We start from the raw sequence: 19,072 nt of genomic DNA, 5'->3' as shown, positions 1-19,072 counted from the left end.
GCACCTTCACCCACTACGCTCCCCAGCGAAGGCCGGGATCCAGTTATGAGCGGCCCGATGCTGGACCCCGGCGTCCGCCGGGGAGGCGATGTGCCGTTGAGTGGGGAACCTAACGGCACGCAACCGGTTTGCCGCGCCATGACCGACAGCACCCTCCAGAAATACCCCCTCCTCGCCACCCCGCACATCCGGCTGCGCGGCACGGTCGACTATGCCATGTACCAGACGTTCTGCGACCAGCTCGCCGCCGCGCCCGGCGACGGCATGCTGGTCGTCTCGCTGACTACGCTCGGCGGCGATCCGGAGGTGGCGCGGGCGATGGGCGACGACGTCCGCCTGATCCGCGAGTTCCAGCGCCGCGACATCCTGTTCCTGGGCAAGGCCGCGGTCTATTCGGCGGGCGCGACCTTCATGGCCACCTTCCCGGTCGAGCACCGTTTCCTGACGCGCGGGACTCGGCTGATGGTCCACGAACGCCAGATCGATTCGAGCGTCACTCTGTCCGGCCCGCTCAAGATGCAGGTCGCCAGCCTCAAGGCCAAGCTCAACGAAATCGAGCATTCGGTCAACATCGAGGAAGAGGGCTTCCGCGACCTCGTGCGCGGGTCGAATGTGAGCTTCGAAGAGGTCCGCAAGCGCGCGCCGAACAATTGGTACATCGACGCCGACGAAGCCCGCGACCTCGGCCTGGTGCTCGACGTGATCTAGCGCGCGGGGTTGCACTGGCACGGCGAAAGGCATAGCCGGACGCCCAAACCGCGCGAGCACCAAGAGGTTAAGAATGGCCGAGTTCCGCCTGCCCAAGAACAGTCGCATCACCAAGCAGGGCAAGGTCCACAAGGCGGCCGGCGCGAAGCGGGTGAAGACCTTCAAAATCTATCGCTACGACCCCGATACCGGCGACAATCCGCGTTACGACACGTTCGAGATCGACCTCGACAGCTGCGGCCCGATGGTGCTCGACGCGCTGATCAAGATGAAGTCCGAGCAGGATTCGTCGCTCACCTTCCGCCGCTCGTGCCGCGAGGGGATTTGCGGGTCATGCTCGATGAACATGCAGGGCAAGAACGGCCTCGCATGCACGACCGCGATCGAGGATATCAAGGGCGACGTCACCATCACCCCGTTGCCGCACATGGAAGTAATCAAGGACCTCGTCCCCGATTTCACGCACTTCTACGCGCAATATGCCTCGATCAAGCCCTGGCTGCAGACGGTGACGCCGGCGCCCGCGGGCAAGGAGCGGCTGCAATCGCCGGCCGAACGCGAGAAGCTCGACGGGCTGTACGAGTGCATTCTGTGCGCATGCTGCTCGACCTCTTGCCCGAGCTATTGGTGGAATTCGGACAAGTTCCTGGGGCCCGCGATCCTGCTCCAGGCGTATCGCTGGCTCGCCGACAGCCGCGACGAGATGACCGGCGAACGGCTCGACCAGCTCGAGGACCCGTTCCGCCTCTATCGTTGCCACACGATCATGAACTGCGCCAACGCCTGCCCCAAGGGCCTCAATCCGGCCAAGGCGATCGCCGAGATCAAGAAGATGGAAGCCGAGCGGGTTGTCTAAGTCAAACGCTTCCCCGGCGAAGGCCGGGGTACAGTTACGAGCGGTCCGATGCTGGACCCCGGCCTTCGCCGGGGAGGCGTAAAAGTGGAAGAACCTTCCCCCCTCTTTGCCTACGAGGACGACCCTGACCTGCCGGGATGGAAGACCTGGGCGTTCCGCGACCGCACGCGGTTCAATTCGTTTCTCGAACCGCTCCAGGTCAAGCTCGAAGACGGCAAGGCGCGCGTGCGGATGATGCCGCGGCACGACCATTCGAACATGCGCGATAACGTCCATGGCGGAGCGCTGCTCGGCTTCATGGACGTGTCGCTGTTCGCAGCGTCGCGCGCGTTCGGCTGCTTGAGCGCTGGCGGCGCGGTGACGCTCGACCTGTCGGCGCAATTCATCGGCGGCGGGGTGATCGGCGAAGCGATCGAGGCGCATATCGAGCTGTTGCGCGAGACCAGCCGGATGCTGTTCCTGCGCGGGCTGATCGTCCAGGAGGGTCGCCCGACGATCGCGAGTTTCACCGGCACGCTACGCAAGTCGTCCCCGCCCGCTTTTGTGAGCAACCAATGAAATACGCTTCCCCGGCGTGATGCGGGTAATCGAGCGATACAACGCGTTGGTTGCGGCGGGCGAGTTGCGCGCCGATCCCGACCAAGCCGCCGCCGCCGCGTGGCTCGACCGGTTGCAGCACGAACTCGAAGCCGTCCCCAAGCGCGGCTCGCTGCTGTGGCGCGCGCTGGGCAGGCAGCCCGATTCCCCGCGCGGGCTGTACCTGTGGGGCGATGTCGGGCGCGGCAAGTCGATGCTGATGGACCTGTTCTTCGGGTGCCTCGCCATCCGCCGCAAGCGCCGAGTCCATTTCGGCGAGTTCATGCTCGAAGTGCATCAGCGCATCGCCGACGAGCGCAAGAAGGAAGCGGGAGATCCGATTGCGCCGGTCGCCGAAGCACTCGCCGACGAAGCGCGGCTTCTCGCATTTGACGAGATGATGGTGACCAATTCGCCCGACGCAATGATCCTGTCGCGGCTGTTCACCGCGTTGATCGAAGCGGGCGTGACCGTCGTCACGACCTCGAACCGGCCGCCGCGCGACCTTTACAAGAACGGCCTCAACCGCGAGCATTTCGTGCCGTTCATCGAGCTGATCGAGCAACGCCTCGACGTGCTGCCCTTGAACGGTCCGGTCGATTACCGCCGCGACCGGCTCGGGGTGCAGGAGACGTGGCTGGTCCCCAACGGGGCCGAGGCGACCGCGCAGCTATCCGCGGCATTCTTTCGCCTGACCGACTATCCGCCCGAGGATGCCGAGCACGTCCCCGCCGAGAATATCGCGGTGCAGGGTGGCCGAACGCTGCATGTGCCCAAAGCGCTGAAAGGCGTCGCGGTGTTCAGCTTCAAGAAGCTCTGCGCCGAAGCGCGCGGGAGCGCCGATTACCTCGCGATCGCGCGGCGCTATCACACCGTGATCCTGGTCGGCATCCCGAGGCTCGGCCCGGAAAACCGCAATGAAGCGGCGCGGTTCGTGTCGCTGATCGATGCGCTCTACGAACACAAGGTCAAGTTGCTCGCCGCCGCCGATGCCGAACCCGGCCAACTCTACACGAAGGGCGATGGCCGCTTCGAGTTCGAGCGCACCGTCAGCCGGCTCGAGGAAATGCGTTCCGACGCCTATCTGGCACAAGGCCACGGGGCGGACTAGGCTTGCCGCGATGAAGCGATCGCGACTTTACCTCGCCGCAACGGCGCTGACGTTGCTCCCGACGCCAGCGTTCGCCGGCCCGCCCTACGATACCGACGATCCCGAGCCGACCGACTATCGCCATTGGGAAATCTACCTGTTCGGCGCCGGCGCGCGCAGCCTCGGCGCGTTCGACGGGTCGGCCGGGCTCGACCTCAATTACGGCGCGGCGAAGAACCTCCAGCTCACTGCGACGCTGCCGGTCGACTTCACTCGCGGGTCCGGCGCGCGGAGCGGAATCGGCGACGTCGAGCTCGGGATCAAATACCGATTCTATCACGATGAAGCCGCCGGTTTCTCAATCGCCGCGTTCCCGCGCCTCATCCTGCCGAGTTCGGGCAAGCGCTTCGGATCGGGGAAGACCGGAATGCTGCTCCCGGTCTGGGTGCAGAAGGATGTGGGCAAATGGTCGCTTTTTGGGGGTGGTGGCTATGCGATCAACCCGGGGGCAGGGAACCGCGATTATTGGCAAGTTGCGGGCGCGGTGACTCGTGAGGTTTCGTCGCGGCTGAGCCTCGGCGTCGAGGCAACGCATCGCGGGCCCGATGCGTTCGGCGGACGGCCGACTACGACGCTGGGCGTCGGCGGCGTGTGGCGGCTGAAGGGGCCGCTCGCGCTGCTCGCCTCGGCGGGGCCAAGCTTTGCCGGGCGCGGCGGCGACAAATATCATGCCTATGTCGCGCTCGGGCTGAACTTCTAGGAAGGAGCATCGAATGACCGACGACATGCGCGCCGTGTTGAGCAAAGTGCCCGCGGTCACGCTCGGCTTCTGGATCATCAAGATCCTGGCGACCACGCTCGGTGAGACCGGCGGCGACGCGGTGACGATGACGTGGCTCGGCGAGACCACCCCCCAAGCGGGTGCGAGCGGCGTCAGCGGCTACCTAATCGGTACCGCGATTTTCCTCGTGCCGCTGATCGTGCTGGTGGTCGCGCAAGTCATGGCCAAAAGATTCCACCCGTTCCTCTATTGGGCGACGATCATCGCCTCGACCACCGCGGGCACGACGATGGCGGACTTCGCCGACCGCTCGCTCGGGATCGGCTATACCGGGGGCACCGCGCTGCTGCTGGTCTGCGTGCTGGCGTCGCTCGGCGCGTGGAAGGCGACGCTCGGCAGCGTCGACGTCAACCGCATCAACACGCCGCGCGCGGAAAGCTTCTATTGGCTGACGATCACCTTCTCGCAGACGCTCGGCACTGCGCTCGGCGACTGGGCGGCGGACGACGGAGGCTTGGGCTATCTCGGCGGCGCTGCGGTGTTCGGCGGCGCGCTCGCATTGCTCGCGCTGCTTTACTACACCACGCGGATCAGCCGCGTCGCCTTGTTCTGGATGGCCTTCATCCTGACCCGGCCGCTCGGCGCCACCGTCGGCGATTTTCTCGACAAGCCGCTTGGCAAGGGTGGCCTCGACCTCAGCCGCCCGATCGCGTCGCTGGCGCTTGTCGCGGCAATCGTTATTCTGATCCTCGTTCTTCCCCAGCGCGCCGGCGGGCATCCGGGCGCCGAACCAGCAGGAGACGCTACATGATCGTCACCACTACCGAGAACGTCCCCGGCCACAACGTCACCGCCGTGATCGGCCAGGTGTTCGGCGTCGTCGTGCGCAGCCGCGGGCTCGGCGGCAACATCACCGCGTCGCTGCGATCGATCGTCGGCGGCGAGATCCCCGAATATACCAAGCTGGTCGAGGACGCGCGGCGCCACGCGATCGACCGCATGATCCAGAACGCGACGGTGATGGGCGCCAACGCGGTCGTGATGATGCGGTTCGATTCGGGCGAGATCGCGCAGGCGATGAACGAGGTCGTCGCGTACGGCACCGCGGTCGTACTCGATCCGCCGGCATGATGCTGCGCAGCCTCCTGCTCGGCACCAGCGTCGTGTTGCTCGCGCTGGCGATCGCCGCCACTGCCGTAGGGTGGGCCGCGTGGCCGACAATGCTGTTCGCTGGCCTGCTGTTTGTTGGCGTGGCGTTCGAGCGAGTCCATTACAACGGCAGCGCCAGCGTCGCCTCGCCCGACAAGGACTGGCGCGCGACCAACGAGCGGTTCCTCGACGAAGCGACCGGCCGGCCAGTCACGGTGTGGTTCAACTCGACCACTGGCGAGCGCCGCTACGTCGACGAATAAGGATTATTGCACTTGCGAATAACTTGCATTACGTTTAGTTAACGATCGCCCATTAGCGGTTGCCTCTCACCGCCCAAGCGCCTAAGCGCGTCGCGTCCCGCGCGCCGCCGAGCGCGCCTACAAGCGCTTAGGAGTGCTCATGGCCCGCAAGAAAATCGCGCTGATCGGCGCCGGCAACATCGGCGGCACGCTCGCCCATCTCGCCGCGCAAAAGGAATTGGGCGACATCGTCCTGTTCGACGTCGTCGAGGGCGTGCCGCAAGGCAAGGCGCTCGATCTGTCGCAGTGTGGCCCGATCGAAGGCTTCGACGCGAAGATCACCGGCTCGAACGATTATGCCGACATCGCCGCGGCCGACGTGATCATCGTCACCGCCGGCGTCGCGCGCAAGCCGGGCATGAGCCGCGACGATTTGCTCGGCATCAATCTGAAGGTGATGAAGGCGGTCGGGGAGGGCATCAAGGCCAACGCCCCCGACGCGTTCGTGATCTGCATCACCAACCCGCTCGACGCGATGGTGTGGGCGCTGCGCGAATTCTCGGGGCTCCCGCACAACATGGTCGTCGGCATGGCCGGCGTGCTCGACTCGGCGCGGTTCAGCCACTTCATTGCCGACGAATTCGGCGTCTCCGCGCGCGACGTCACGACGTTCGTTTTGGGCGGCCATGGCGACACGATGGTCCCGGTCGTGCAATATTCGACCGTCGCGGGCATCCCCGTTCCCGATCTGATCAAGATGGGCAAGTCGACGGAAGCGCGGATCGACGCGATCGTCAAGCGCACCCGCGGCGGCGGCGGGGAGATCGTCGCGTTGCTCGGCACCGGCTCGGCCTATTACGCCCCGGCAACCAGCGGCATCGCGATGGCGGAGGCGTATCTCTACGACCAGAAGCGGTTGCTGCCCTGCGCGGCGTATGTCGAGGGACAGTACGGCCTCGACGGGCTGTATGTCGGCGTACCGTGCGTGATCGGGGCTGGCGGGGTCGAGCAGATCGTCGAGATTGCGTTGGATGAGGAGGCGAAGGCGAACCTTCGCGTGTCAGTCGACGCGGTCAAGGAACTGCTGGTGGCGTGCAAGGGCATCGACGAGAGTTTGAAGTAAGGACTTTTACCACCCCGGCGAACGCCGGGGTCCAGTTGGGAATGCCCAGCGATGATCGGAACGGCCTATATCTATATCATGGCCAATCGTCGCAACGGGACGATCTATCTGGGTTCGACGGTCGATCTGCCGAAGCGCGCATGGGAACATCGCAACGGTGTCGTCGAAGGGTTCACCAAACGATACGGCTGTCATTTGCTCGTCTGGTACGAAGCGCATGAAAGCTGGGAAGGCGCACGGCAGCGCGAGCTGCAAATGAAAGAGTGGAGGCGGAACTGGAAGGTGCAGGAGATCGAAGGGCTCAACCCGGATTGGGAAGACCTGTACGATCGCATCGCGCTGCCATGACCGCCTTCCCAACTGGACCCCGGCGTTCGCCGGGGCGGTTAGGATAAAGACCGAATGAGCATCCTCGTCGACAAGAACACCAGGGTCATCACCCAAGGAATGACCGGCGAAACCGGCAGTTTCCACACCCAAGCGGCGATCGATTACGGGACGCGGATGGTCGCGGGGGTGACGCCGGGCAAAGGCGGGAGCGAGCATCTCGGGCTGCCGGTCTACGACACCGTCGCCGAAGCCGTGAGCAAGACCGGCGCGACCGCGAGCGTCATCTACGTCCCGCCGCCCTTCGCCGCGGATTCGATCCTCGAGGCGATCGACGCCGAAGTGCCGCTGATCGTCACGATTACCGAAGGCATTCCGGTGCTCGATATGGTCAAGGTCAAGCGCGCGCTGTCGGGCTCGAAGTCGCGACTAATCGGGCCGAATTGCCCCGGCGTGCTGACGCCGGACGAGTGCAAGATCGGCATCATGCCGGGATCGATCTTCAAGAAAGGTTCGGTGGGTGTTGTCTCGCGCTCGGGGACGCTGACTTATGAGGCGGTGTTCCAGACGACCAATGCCGGACTGGGGCAGACCACCGCGGTCGGAATCGGCGGCGATCCGGTTAACGGCACCAACTTCATCGACGTGCTCGAACTGTTCCTCGCCGACGACGCGACCCGGTCGATCATCATGATCGGCGAAATCGGCGGATCGGCCGAGGAAGAGGCCGCGCAGTTCCTCAAGGACGAGGCGAAGCGCGGGCGCAAGAAGCCGATGGCGGGGTTCATCGCCGGCCGGACCGCGCCTCCCGGGCGTCGGATGGGCCATGCCGGCGCGATCGTCTCGGGCGGACAGGGGGGCGCCGAGGACAAGATCGCGGCGATGGAAAGCGCCGGGATCAAGGTGTCGGCGAGCCCGAGCTTGCTGGGTGAGACGTTGCTTGAGGTGTTGAAGGGGTAATCGAAGCCGTCGCCCCGGCGAACGCCGGGGCCGTTGGCGGCTCTTCGCAGCGGCCCCGGCGTTCGCCGGGGAGACGGAGTTGAGAATGGGCTACGAGGGTCTGGATTTCAGCGAGATCGCCGCGGGCGTCAGCCCGGCGTTCGTCGAGGCATTGTACAAGCGCTTCCGCGAGTCCCCCGATTCGGTCGAGCCGTCGTGGCGCGGCTGGTTCGAGGGGTTGGAGAGCGGACCGTCGACCGCGAGCTGGGCGAACCCGGCCTGGCCGCCCGCCACAACCGACGACCTGACGATGGCGCTCGATCCGACGCAAATGGAACCGGCGCCGAAACCTGCCAGAGGCGCGCCCTCCGCCACGAAGCCCGCCGCGGCCCCCTCGCAGGACGCGATCGTCGCCGCGGCCGCCGATTCGATCCGCGCGATGATGCTGATCCGCACGTATCGCGTCAGGGGCCATCTCGCCGCCAGCCTCGATCCGCTCGGCCTGTCGCGGCACGATCTGCCCGAGGATCTCAAGACCGAATATCACGGCTTTTCCGACGCCGACATCGATCGCCCGGTCTATCTCGGCGGCCAGCTCGGTATGCAATGGGCGACGATCCGCGAGCTCGTCGACACGCTGCGCGCCAATTATTGCGGCAATGTCGGGCTCGAATACATGCACATCGCCGATGTCGAGGAGCGCCGTTTCTTGCAGGAGCGGATGGAGGGCAAGGACAAGGCGATCGCCTTCACCCCCGACGGCAAGAAGGCGATCCTGACCAAGGTCATCGAGGGCGAGCAGTGGGAGCGCTTCCTCGGCAAGAAATATGTCGGGACGAAAAGGTTTGGCCTCGACGGTGGCGAGGCGATGATCCCCGCGCTCGAAAGCGTGATCAAATATGGCGGCCAGTTGGGCGTCAACGAGATCGTGTTCGGGATGGCGCATCGCGGGCGGCTCAACGTGCTCGCCAACGTCATGGCCAAGCCGCTGCGCGTGATCTTCCACGAATTCGGCGGCGGCAGCGCGAACCCGGAGGATGTCGGCGGATCAGGCGACGTCAAATACCACCTCGGCACCTCGACCGACCGCGAGTTCGACGGGCGCAAGGTCCACATGTCGCTGGTCGCCAACCCCAGCCACCTCGAAGCCGCCGACCCGGTCGTGCTCGGCAAGACTCGCGCGATCCAGACGCTCGCGGGCGACCTAGAGGATCACACCGCCTCGCTCCCCGTCCTGATCCACGGCGACGCGGCGTTCGCGGGCCAAGGGATCGTGTGGGAGTGCCTCGGCTTCTCGGGCATCCGCGGCTACAATACCGGCGGCTGCATCCACTTCGTCATCAACAACCAGATCGGGTTCACGACGAGCCCGCAATTCGCGCGCTCGTCGCCTTACCCGTCGGACGTCGCCAAGGGCGTCCAGGCGCCGATCTTCCACGTCAACGGCGACGATCCCGAAGCGGTGACCTTCGCGTGCAAGATGGCGATCGAGTTCCGCCAGAAATTCCACCGCGACATCGTCATCGACATGTGGTGCTATCGCCGCTTCGGCCACAACGAAGGCGACGAGCCGAGCTTCACGCAGCCGCTGATGTACAAGGCGATCAAGGGCCACCCGCCGGTCAGCCAGGTCTATGCCCAGCGCCTGATCGCCGAGGGGGTGGTCGACCAGGCTTGGGTCGACACCGTCACGCACCAGTTCGACACCTTGCTCGAAGGCGAGTTCGAGGCCGGCGCGGCGTATAAGCCGAACAAGGCCGACTGGTTTTCGGGGCGCTGGTCGGGCTTGCACGCGCCCGCGGATGCCGAAACATCGCGGCGCAACGTCGAGACGGGAATCGAGAAGAAGCTGTTCGACAGCCTCGGCCGGACGCTCACCAATGTCCCCGACGATCTGACGATTCACAAGGCGCTCGCGCGCGTGCTCGACGCCAAGCGGGCGATGTTTTCGAGCGGCGAGAATTTCGACTGGGCGACGGGCGAAGCGCTCGCGTTCGGGTCGCTGCTGTCCGAAGGCTATGGCGTCCGCCTGTCGGGGCAGGATTCGGGCCGCGGCACGTTCAGCCAGCGCCACGCCGTCTGGGTCGACCAGAATGACGAGCACAAATACGTTCCGCTGTGGAACGTCGAGCATGGCGATTTCGAGGTGCTCGACAGCCCGCTCTCCGAATATGGCGTGCTCGGCTTCGAGTATGGCTATGCGCTCGCCGACCCCAAGACTTTGGTGATCTGGGAAGCGCAGTTCGGCGATTTCATGAACGGCGCGCAGATCATGATCGATCAGTTCATCGCGTCGGGCGAGGCCAAGTGGCTGCGCGCCAATGGCCTGGTGATGATGCTGCCGCACGGTTACGAAGGCCAGGGGCCCGAGCATAGTTCGGCGCGGGTCGAGCGCTTCCTGCAACTCTGCGCTGGCGACAATATCCAAGTCGCCAATTGCACCACGCCGGCCAACATCTTCCACCTGTTGCGGCGGCAGATGCATCGCACGTTCCGCAAGCCGCTGGTGATCTTTACCCCGAAATCGCTGCTGCGCCACAAGCGCGCGGTGTCGAAGGCGGCGGACTTCCAGGGCGACAGCCATTTCCGCCGAATCCTGTCCGACCCCGATGCCCCGGCGGACGAGGCGACCAAGCGGCTGGTGCTGTGCAGCGGCAAGGTCGCCTACGATCTATTCGACGCGCGCGACGCGGCGGGCGACAGCGAAACGCAGATCGTTCGGATCGAGCAGCTCTATCCGTTCCCCGGCGAAGCGCTGGCTGAGCGCATCAAGCGGATGCCGGCGCTGGAGGATATCGTCTGGGCGCAAGAGGAACCGCGCAACAACGGCGCATGGTTCTTCGTCGAGCCGATGATCGAGGAAGCGCTCGCTGACGCGAATGCCCAAGTCGCTCGCGCCCGCTACGCCGGCCGCGCCGCCGCCGCGAGCCCCGCGACTGGCCTCGCCAAGCGGCACCAGACCGAACAAGGCGCGTTGGTGGCCGATGCGCTCGGCCACAGCGTGCGCGAGGAGATCAGACGCACGCGGACGAGCGAGACGATCAAGAAGGCCGGCAAGGCCGGGGCGTAATCACGCCCGTCGCCCCGGCGCAGGCCGGGGCCGCTGGCGAGGGAAGACACTTAGCGATCGCGGCCTTCGCCGGGATGACGAGGTAAAAGATGGCGACTGAAGTTGTGGTGCCCACCTTGGGCGAATCGATCGTCGAGGCGACCGTCGGCGAATGGCTCAAGCAGCCCGGCGACCCGGTCAAGGCGGACGAGCCGATCGTCTCCCTCGAAACCGACAAGGTCGCGGTCGAGGTGCCCTCGCCGGTCGCGGGCGTCATGGGGCAGCAAGCGGTCAAGGTCGGCGACAACGTCGCGGTCGGCGCGCTGCTCGCGACGGTCGAAGCGGGCGGCGCCGCGACAAGTGCCGCCCCCGCCTCTGCCCCTGCCGCCGCAGCACCTGCCCCGGCGCCCGCACCAGCCGACACTGCCGGGCAACAGGCCCCCGCCTCCGGCGACGCTCCCGCCGCTCTGTCGCCTTCGGTGCGCCGCGCGGTGCTCGAAACGGGGGTTGATCCCGCGACGGTCAAGGGCACTGGCAAGGACGGGCGGCTGACCAAGGACGATGTGATCGCGGCGGCGAGCACGCCGGCGGCAAAGCCGCCGTCGGACGGGGGAGCTCCCCCCGCCGGCCGTGCGGACGCTGCGCCCGCCGCCCAGCCTTCGGCTAGGCGCGAGGAACGCGTCCGCATGACTCGCCTCCGCCAGACCGTCGCCAAGCGCCTCAAGGACGCGCAGAACACCGCCGCGATGCTCACCACGTTCAACGACGTGGACATGTCGGCGGTGATCGAGGCGCGGACCAAGTACAAGGATTTGTTCGAAAAGAAGCACGGTGTCCGGCTCGGCTTCATGGGTTTCTTCGTGAAGGCCGCGTGCATGGCGCTCAAGGACGTGCCGAGCGTCAACGGCCAGATCGACGGCGAGGAAATCGTCTATCACGATTACGCCGACATCTCGGTCGCGGTGTCGGCGCCGCAGGGACTGGTCGTGCCGGTGATCCGCGACGCCGACCAACTCTCGGTCGCGGGCATCGAAAAGACGATCGGCGACTTCGGCAAGCGCGCCAAGGACGGTAGCCTCAAGATGGAGGAGATGCGCGGGGGTACCTTCACCATCTCGAACGGCGGCGTGTTCGGTAGCCTGATGTCGACCCCGATCATCAACCCGCCGCAGTCGGCCGTGCTGGGCTTGCACCGCATCGAGGATCGCCCGGTGGTGCGCGACGGCCAGGTCGTCGTCCGCCCGATGATGTACCTCGCGCTCAGCTACGACCACCGCCTGATCGACGGCCGCGAGGCGGTGACGTTCCTCGTCGCGCTCAAGAACGCGATCGAGGATCCGACGCGGATTTTGATCGATTTGTAGTGCCCGACGCCGCCCCGGCGAACGCCGGGGTCCAGTGGGAAAAAGATTGTAACGGAGCGAGCCGCTCATCACATCTGGCTCGAACCTGGACCCCGGCTTTCGCCGGGGAAGCGAGAAAAAAGATGGCAGACGCCAATTACGATTTCGACGTCCTGGTGATCGGTGCCGGCCCCGGCGGGTATGTCGCGGCGATCCGCGCGGCGCAGCTTGGGCTCAAGACAGGGTGCGTCGAGAGCCGCGAGACGCTCGGCGGCACCTGCCTCAACGTCGGGTGCATCCCGTCCAAGGCGATGCTGCATGCGAGCGAATTCTACGACCACGCCGCCAACGGCATGATGGCCAAGATGGGGATCAAGGTCACCCCCGAGCTCGACCTCGACACGATGCACGGCCAGCGCAAGGACGCGGTCAAGCAGCTGACCGGCGGGATCGAGTTCCTGTTCAAGAAGAACAAGGTCGAATGGCTCAAGGGCCATGCCGCTTTTGAGAGCGCCGACACCGTCAAGGTCGGCGACCGCAGCGTTCGCGCGAAGAACATCGTCATCGCCACCGGCTCCAGCGTCACCCCGCTGCCCGGTGTGACGATCGACCAGAAGGTGGTGGTCGACTCCACCGGCGCGCTCGAACTGCCCAAGGTGCCCGGCCACATGGTAGTGATCGGCGGCGGCGTGATCGGGCTCGAGCTCGGCAGCGTCTGGCGGCGGCTCGGCGCCAAGGTCACCGTGGTCGAATTCCTCGACCAGATCCTGCCCGGCTTCGATGGCGAGGTCCGCAAGGAATCGAACAAGATCCTCAAGAAGCAGGGGCTCGAGTTCAAGCTCGGCACCAAGGTCACCAGCGTCGCGGCCAAGGACGGCGGGGCGACGCTGACCATTGAGCCCGCGAAGGGCGGCGAGGCATCGACGATCGAGGCCGATGTCGTGCTCGTCTCGATCGGCCGTCGGCCGAATACGGACGGCCTCGCGCTCGACAAAGCCGGCCTCGCCACCAACCAGCGCGGCCAGATCGAGATCGACCATGATTTCCGCACGAGCGTCCCCGGCATCTGGGCGATCGGCGATGTCGTTCCCGGGCCGATGCTGGCGCATAAGGCCGAAGACGAGGGCATTGCGGTCGCCGAGAATATCGCCGGCCAGCACGGCATCGTGAACCACGATGTGATCCCGTCGGTCGTTTATACTTGGCCCGAAATCGCCGGAGTTGGTCTGACCGAGGAAGCGGCGCGTGAGCGCGGCGAGGTCAAGGTCGGCAAGTTCCCGATGATGGCCAACAGCCGCGCCAAGACCAATCATGAGCCCGACGGCTTCGTAAAGGTGATCGCCGACGCCAAGACCGACCGCGTGCTCGGCATATGGTGCATCGCCAGCGTCGCCGGCACGATGATCGCGCAAGCCGCGCAAGCGATGGAGTTCGGTGCGACATCCGAGGACATCGCCTACACCTGCCACGCGCACCCGACGCATTCGGAAGCGATCAAGGAAGCGGCGATGGCGGTGCAGGGCAAGCCGATCCATATTTAGCGGCAGCTAAATATGGAGATTAGAGGCTTGCCCGGACGGCGGTCGCGTAGCGAACCCGGCCGACGACGCGGCTTTGCCGCGGCGCTTCAAGGAGCGTCTGTCGGAACCAGCCAGGTCACTATCGCCAGCAAAGCCGCCGCCCCGGCCGCGATCCACAGCGCGTCCATCCCGATCCGCAGATACGCCCCCGCGCCCATCACCGCCCCCGCGACGAACCCGACCCATAGCGCGAAATATGGCAGCCAATCCCAGCGATCGCGCTCGCCGATCAGCGCGGCGGCGAGCCGTTGGCCGAGCTTGACCAGCGAGCCCGTCATATACGTCACCCCGATCGTGACCTCGCCGCCTTCCGCGAAGACGCCGTTCATCGCGCCCATCGCGGCGGCCGCGAGTAGCAGGTCGAGCCGGGCGGGTGCGACTCCGCCGAGCAAGGCCGCCAACGCCAGCAGCACCGCGACCAGCCCGAGCACCGCGGTGCCGCGCCGTTTGCTCGCGATCCGCGCGATCACCGACGCCGCGATCACCCCCGCGACGAACGCCAGCACCAGCGCCGCGGCGATCGCCGCATATCCCGCCTCGCCGCCGCTCAACGCCACGCCCAGCCGAGTCGAATTGCCGCTCATGAACGACGCGAAAAAGCCGAGCAGCGAAAAGGCGATCGCGTCGACGAACCCCGCGAGCGCCGCCAGCGCCACTGCGACTGCGATCAGATTGCCCGAATAACGTTGCACGTTCCTGTCCCTAGGGTTCGGATTCAACGGCGGCAAGGATCGCGGCGTGCGGCTTATCCGTCCTTGAGCGCCTTCCATCTCGCGCGGCCCTCGTCCGACCACACGCCCTCGCTCGACGGATAGAATTTGGCGAAGGGCGGCACGCCTTCGGGCAGCGTCACCCACGGCAATTTGGTCGAAGTGAAGATATGGACGTCGGGCGGGCACGCGGCGGGGTCGTCCATGGTGCCGACGCGGACGAACGCCGACTTGCGGCCCGATCCGGCATAATGGCTCCACAGTGCGACACGGCACACGGGGCAGCGCGCGATCTCCTGCCCCTTGCCGCTCGCCGAGGGGATTATCACGTAATCGACCGCGCCCTTGGTGAGCGTCAGGCGGTCGGCCTCGATCACCGCGTTGATGACGAACGCGCTCCCGGTCTCGCGCTGGCACCAGCTGCAGTGGCAGCAATGCACCACCATCGGCGCGCTCGTCAGCGCGTAGTGCGTGGCGCCGCAGCTGCAGCCACCCTCGATCGGCGCGCTCATTTCGCCAGCACGATCAGCGCGACGCCGGGCGTGCCGCGTCGTCCGTCGCGTGCCGACCCGGTCGCGATGCGGTATTCGGCGACACCCGACCCGAGCAGGGCCGCCTTGATCGCGGCGGCGCGGCGCAGCCCCAGCGTTCCGCTGGCGGCGAGCTTGATCTGCGTGTTGCGGTGCGACGCCATCACCGCGGCGAGGCCGGCGATCATGGCCTTGCCGTCGGCGTCGAGCAGCGCGCCGCCGGGCGAGAACCCCTTGTCGAACGCGAACGCCTGCCCCGCCGGCGAGTCCGACGCGAGGTAGCGGCCGACCGACGCCGGCGTGAGGGCGTTTGGCGCCGCCGGACGTGGCGGTGCCCCGAGCGCACCGGGCGCGGCTGCCGCCGCCGGGACCATCGACGCGCTCGGCGGCTTGGCCGATTCCGAAGCGCCGGGCCGAGGCGCCGCGCCGCCGCGCAAGATCATCGTGGTCGTGCCATAGATCAGGCCGACCGCGACCAGCGCGACCGCCAGCCACAGCAACGGCACGCGGCTCCGGCGCGCCTCGCCGGCCGAGGAGTCCACCGCGCGCGCTTCGGCGGCGGGGCGATCGAGCGTCACGCGATCGCTGACGTCGGCAACGCGCGCCAACGGAATCGCGAACTCGTCCGCCTCGCTCGCGCCGACGTGATTGACCAGGATCCGCGTCGGCGACACGCGGTCCACCGTGCCAACCAGCGCGCCGTCCGACCCGAAGATCGGCATGTCCGGAATGATCGATCGCCGCTCGCTCATCGCCCTGCCCTCCGATGCCTTGCGCCAGACAGTAACGGCAGCCGGAACGATACGCTACCGTCACGGTTCGAAGCGTTGAACCGGCGCGGCCGGCACCCCATCTGGCGGGTCCGGCGCGGCTATTGCCAGCGGAACATCACTGGAACATAATCGACCCATGGCATTGACCAACATCTCCGTACGCGGCGCGCGCGAGCACAACCTCAAGGGCGTCGACATCGACATCCCGCGCGATACGCTGACGGTGATCACCGGGCTGTCGGGCAGTGGCAAGTCGAGCCTCGCGTTCGACACGATCTATGCCGAGGGGCAGCGGCGCTACGTGGAATCGCTGTCGGCCTATGCGCGCCAGTTCCTCGAGCTGATGCAGAAGCCCGACGTCGATCATATCGACGGGCTCAGCCCGGCCATCTCGATCGAGCAGAAGACCACCAGCCGCAACCCGCGCTCCACGGTCGCCACCGTCACCGAAATCTACGATTACATGCGGCTGTTATGGGCGCGCGTCGGCATTCCCTATTCGCCCGCCACCGGATTACCGATCGCGGCGCAGACCGTCAGCCAGATGGTCGACCGGGTGATGGCGTTGCCCGAGGGGACTCGGCTGTACCTGCTCGCCCCGGTCGTGCGCGGGCGCAAGGGCGAGTATCGCAAGGAGCTCGCCGAGTGGCAGAAGGCCGGGTTCACGCGCGTCCGCATCGACGGCGAGCTGTATGAGATCGACGAGGCCCCGGCGCTCGACAAGAAGTACAAGCACGACATCGAGGTGGTGGTCGACCGGCTGGTGGTCGGGCCTGAGCTTTCGACGCGGCTCGCGGACAGTTTCGAGACCGCGCTCAAGCTGGCCGAGGGGCTGGCCTATGTCGATCTGGTGGATACGACGGTGGCGGAGGCGACTGCTCCCCTCTCGCCTGCGGGAGGGGCTGGGGGAGGGCGTGTCCGGGAAGCTTCTCAGACGTTTATCGCGGAAGGCGACATGCCCTCCCCTAGCCCCTCCCGCGAGCGGGAGGGGAATACCGACGGCGGCGCGATGAAGGGCGCCGGCATCCCGCCCAACCGCATCGTCTTCTCCGAAAAGTTCGCCTGCCCCGTATCGGGCTTCACCATCGCCGAGATCGAGCCGCGGCTGTTCAGCTTCAACGCGCCGCAGGGCGCATGTCCGGCGTGCGACGGGCTCGGCGAGAAGATGATCTTCGACGAGGATCTCGTCGTCCCCAACCACGACCTCACGATCAAGAAGGGCGCGGTGGTGCCGTGGGCGAAATCCAACCCGCCCAGCCCGTATTACATGCAAGTCCTCGGCAGCCTCGCGCGCGAATTCGGGTTCGACCTCGAAACGCCGTGGAAGGATCTGCCCGAGGAGATCCACCGGGTCATCCTCCACGGCAGCAACGGCCGCCCCGTCACTTTGACCTTCGTCGACGGCCGCAAGAGCTACGACGTGCGCAAGCCGTTCGAGGGCGTGATCGGCAACCTCAACCGCCGGCTCCTGCAAACCGAGAGCGCGTGGATGCGCGAGGAGCTCTCCAAATACCAAAGCTCGCAACCGTGCGAGACCTGCCACGGCGCCCGCCTCAAGCCCGAAGCGCTCGCGGTCAAGATCGCGATGAAGGACATCAGCTACGCGACGCATCTGTCGGTGGTCGACGCACTGGCGTGGTTCCAGGACCTGCCCCGCCACCTCAACCGCCAGCAAAAGGAAATCGCCGAGCGGATCCTCAAGGAGATCCTCGAACGGCTCGGTTTCCTCAACAATGTCGGGCTCGATTACCTCAACCTCGACCGCACCAGCGGCACGCTGTCGGGCGGCGAGAGCCAGCGAATCCGCTTGGCCTCACAGATCGGCTCCGGCCTGTCGGGCGTGCTCTACGTCCTCGATGAGCCCAGCATCGGGCTGCACCAGCGCGACAACGACATGCTGCTCGCGACGCTCCGGCGGCTGCGCGATCTCGGCAACACCGTGCTGGTGGTCGAACATGACGAGGACGCGATCCGCACCGCCGACTACATCATCGACATGGGCCCCGGCGCCGGCGTGCATGGCGGGGAGATCGTCGCCAAGGGCACGCTGCCCGAATTGCTCGCGCACACCGACAGCATCACCGCGGATTACTTGAACGGCACCCGCGCCGTCCCCGTCCCCCTGATCCGCCGCGGCGGCACCGGCAAGAAGCTCACCGTGTCGGGCGCCACCGCCAACAATCTGCGCGACGTCACCGCCAGCATCCCGCTCGGTACTTTCACCTGCATCACCGGGGTTTCGGGATCGGGCAAGTCGAGCTTCACCATCGACACGCTTTACGCCGCCGCCGCGCGCACCTTGAATGGCGCGCGCATCCTGGCCGGCCGGCATGAGAAGATCACCGGGCTACAGCATCTCGACAAGGTCATCGACATCGACCAGTCGCCGATCGGCCGCACGCCGCGGTCGAACCCCGCCACCTATACCGGCGCCTTCACCCAGATTCGCGACTGGTTCGCCGGCCTCCCCGAAAGCCAGGCGCGCGGCTACAAGCCCGGGCGCTTCAGCTTCAACGTCAAGGGCGGCCGCTGCGAAGCGTGCCAGGGCGACGGCGTGCTCAAGATCGAAATGCACTTCCTCCCCGACGTCTACGTCACCTGCGACGTGTGCCACGGCGCGCGCTACAATCGCGAAACGCTGCAGGTGAAGTTCAAGGGCCACTCGATCGCCGACATTCTCGACATGACGGTCGAGGACGCCGCCGAATTCTTCAAGGCCGTCCCCGGCATCCGCGACAAGATGGCGATGCTGGTCGAGGTCGGGCTCGGTTATATCAAGGTCGGGCAACAGGCGACGACCCTGTCGGGCGGCGAGGCGCAGCGCGTCAAGCTCGCCAAGGAATTGTCGCGCCGCGCCACCGGCCAGACGCTCTACATCCTCGACGAGCCCACCACCGGGCTGCATTTCGACGACGTGAGGAAGTTGCTGGAGGTGCTCCACGCGCTGGTCGAGCAGGGCAATACGGTGGTGGTGATCGAGCATAACTTGGACGTCATCAAGACCGCCGACTGGGTGATCGACCTGGGGCCAGAGGGCGGGGTTAAAGGCGGCGAGATCGTCGCGACTGGTACCCCGGAAGACGTCGCGCGTGAAAAGCGATCGTTCACCGGCCAGTATCTCAAGCCGCTTTTGAGACCGGCCGTCGAGGCGGCCGAATGAGGACGACGCGGTGGTCCCAGGACACCAAACCACGCCGCATATAGACAACGGTGTCCGCCGCGCCTTTCGCAAACGCCAACTGATGTGGCAGTGTCCGGCGGAAGGCCGCGAATGGGGATTTAGTTTGGCATCGTTG

At 66.2% G+C, this 19,072-nt stretch carries 18 protein-coding genes; 15 read left to right on the top strand and 3 right to left on the bottom strand.

Going from position 1 to position 19,072, the window contains the following annotated elements; all coding sequences use genetic code 11:
• Positions 1-138: 138 nt before the first annotated feature.
• From VH326_RS07295 to lpdA, 14 genes are all read left to right on the top strand, one after another.
• Positions 139-708, top strand: a complete 570-nt coding sequence (locus VH326_RS07295; RefSeq protein WP_329631145.1) for an ATP-dependent Clp protease proteolytic subunit — start codon at positions 139-141, stop codon at positions 706-708.
• A 73-nt stretch (positions 709-781) separates the two neighbouring features.
• The gene (locus tag VH326_RS07290; RefSeq protein WP_329631144.1) at positions 782-1,564 is read left to right on the top strand and encodes a succinate dehydrogenase iron-sulfur subunit; all 783 of its coding nucleotides are present in this window, start codon (positions 782-784) and stop codon (positions 1,562-1,564) included.
• A gap of 84 nt (positions 1,565-1,648) precedes the next feature.
• Entirely contained in the window at positions 1,649-2,122 is a 474-nt protein-coding gene (locus VH326_RS07285; RefSeq protein ID WP_329631143.1) for a PaaI family thioesterase, read from the top strand.
• Positions 2,123-2,141: 19 nt separating this feature from the next.
• Positions 2,142-3,251: a cell division protein ZapE gene (gene zapE, locus VH326_RS07280; protein WP_414714257.1), complete on the top strand. Its 1,110-nt coding sequence runs from the start codon at positions 2,142-2,144 to the stop codon at positions 3,249-3,251.
• Positions 3,252-3,261: 10 nt separating this feature from the next.
• Entirely contained in the window at positions 3,262-3,990 is a 729-nt protein-coding gene (locus VH326_RS07275) for a transporter (RefSeq protein ID WP_329631141.1), read from the top strand.
• Positions 3,991-4,003: 13 nt separating this feature from the next.
• Complete coding sequence (locus VH326_RS07270) at positions 4,004-4,822, top strand: hypothetical protein (RefSeq protein ID WP_329631140.1); 819 nt, start codon at positions 4,004-4,006, stop codon at positions 4,820-4,822.
• Complete coding sequence (locus tag VH326_RS07265) at positions 4,819-5,142, top strand: heavy metal-binding domain-containing protein (protein ID WP_329631139.1); 324 nt, start codon at positions 4,819-4,821, stop codon at positions 5,140-5,142. Before VH326_RS07270 ends, VH326_RS07265 begins: the two co-directional genes overlap by 4 nt.
• Positions 5,142-5,423, top strand: a complete 282-nt coding sequence (locus tag VH326_RS07260; protein WP_329631138.1) for a hypothetical protein — start codon at positions 5,142-5,144, stop codon at positions 5,421-5,423. Before VH326_RS07265 ends, VH326_RS07260 begins: the two co-directional genes overlap by 1 nt.
• 139 nt (positions 5,424-5,562) lie before the next feature.
• On the top strand, positions 5,563-6,525 hold the full coding sequence (mdh, locus tag VH326_RS07255) for a malate dehydrogenase (RefSeq protein WP_329631137.1): 963 nt from the start codon (positions 5,563-5,565) through the stop codon (positions 6,523-6,525).
• Positions 6,526-6,576: 51 nt separating this feature from the next.
• Positions 6,577-6,873, top strand: a complete 297-nt coding sequence (locus tag VH326_RS07250) for a GIY-YIG nuclease family protein (protein ID WP_329631136.1) — start codon at positions 6,577-6,579, stop codon at positions 6,871-6,873.
• 54 nt (positions 6,874-6,927) lie between these two features.
• Positions 6,928-7,812: a succinate--CoA ligase subunit alpha gene (gene sucD / locus VH326_RS07245; RefSeq protein WP_329631135.1), complete on the top strand. Its 885-nt coding sequence runs from the start codon at positions 6,928-6,930 to the stop codon at positions 7,810-7,812.
• A gap of 85 nt (positions 7,813-7,897) precedes the next feature.
• Positions 7,898-10,861, top strand: a complete 2,964-nt coding sequence (locus tag VH326_RS07240; RefSeq protein WP_329631134.1) for a 2-oxoglutarate dehydrogenase E1 component — start codon at positions 7,898-7,900, stop codon at positions 10,859-10,861.
• A gap of 89 nt (positions 10,862-10,950) precedes the next feature.
• Positions 10,951-12,204: a 2-oxoglutarate dehydrogenase complex dihydrolipoyllysine-residue succinyltransferase gene (gene odhB, locus VH326_RS07235; RefSeq protein WP_329631133.1), complete on the top strand. Its 1,254-nt coding sequence runs from the start codon at positions 10,951-10,953 to the stop codon at positions 12,202-12,204.
• Between the two features lie 122 nt (positions 12,205-12,326).
• Positions 12,327-13,724, top strand: coding sequence for a dihydrolipoyl dehydrogenase (gene lpdA, locus VH326_RS07230; RefSeq protein ID WP_329631132.1), 1,398 nt, complete (start codon positions 12,327-12,329; stop codon positions 13,722-13,724).
• 86 nt (positions 13,725-13,810) lie between these two features.
• On the opposite strand, the gene VH326_RS07225 is transcribed toward lpdA, so the two are convergent.
• The 3 genes from VH326_RS07225 to VH326_RS07215 are packed head-to-tail and all read right to left on the bottom strand — an operon-like array spanning position 13,811 to position 15,755.
• Positions 13,811-14,455 carry a YoaK family protein gene (locus VH326_RS07225; RefSeq protein WP_329631131.1) on the bottom strand — a complete coding sequence of 215 codons (645 nt, stop codon included), beginning with the start codon at positions 14,453-14,455 and terminating at the stop codon, positions 13,811-13,813.
• A 53-nt stretch (positions 14,456-14,508) separates the two neighbouring features.
• Positions 14,509-14,985, bottom strand: a complete 477-nt coding sequence (locus VH326_RS07220; protein ID WP_329631130.1) for a GFA family protein — start codon at positions 14,983-14,985, stop codon at positions 14,509-14,511.
• Positions 14,982-15,755 (bottom strand): DUF2171 domain-containing protein, encoded by a 774-nt coding sequence (locus VH326_RS07215; protein ID WP_329631129.1) that lies wholly within the window; start codon positions 15,753-15,755, stop codon positions 14,982-14,984. Before VH326_RS07215 ends, VH326_RS07220 begins: the two co-directional genes overlap by 4 nt.
• Positions 15,756-15,912: 157 nt before the next feature.
• Between VH326_RS07215 and uvrA the strand changes: the two genes are divergently transcribed.
• Positions 15,913-18,936, top strand: a complete 3,024-nt coding sequence (uvrA, locus tag VH326_RS07210; RefSeq protein ID WP_329631128.1) for an excinuclease ABC subunit UvrA — start codon at positions 15,913-15,915, stop codon at positions 18,934-18,936.
• The last annotated feature ends 136 nt before the right edge of the window (positions 18,937-19,072 follow it).

Origin of the sequence: Sphingomonas sp. (genome assembly GCF_036269755.1) — a bacterium.
Taxonomy (GTDB): Bacteria; Pseudomonadota; Alphaproteobacteria; order Sphingomonadales; family Sphingomonadaceae; genus Sphingomonas.
Note: the sequence above shows the minus strand (reverse complement) of the source record. Positions and strands in the feature narration are given on the sequence as shown.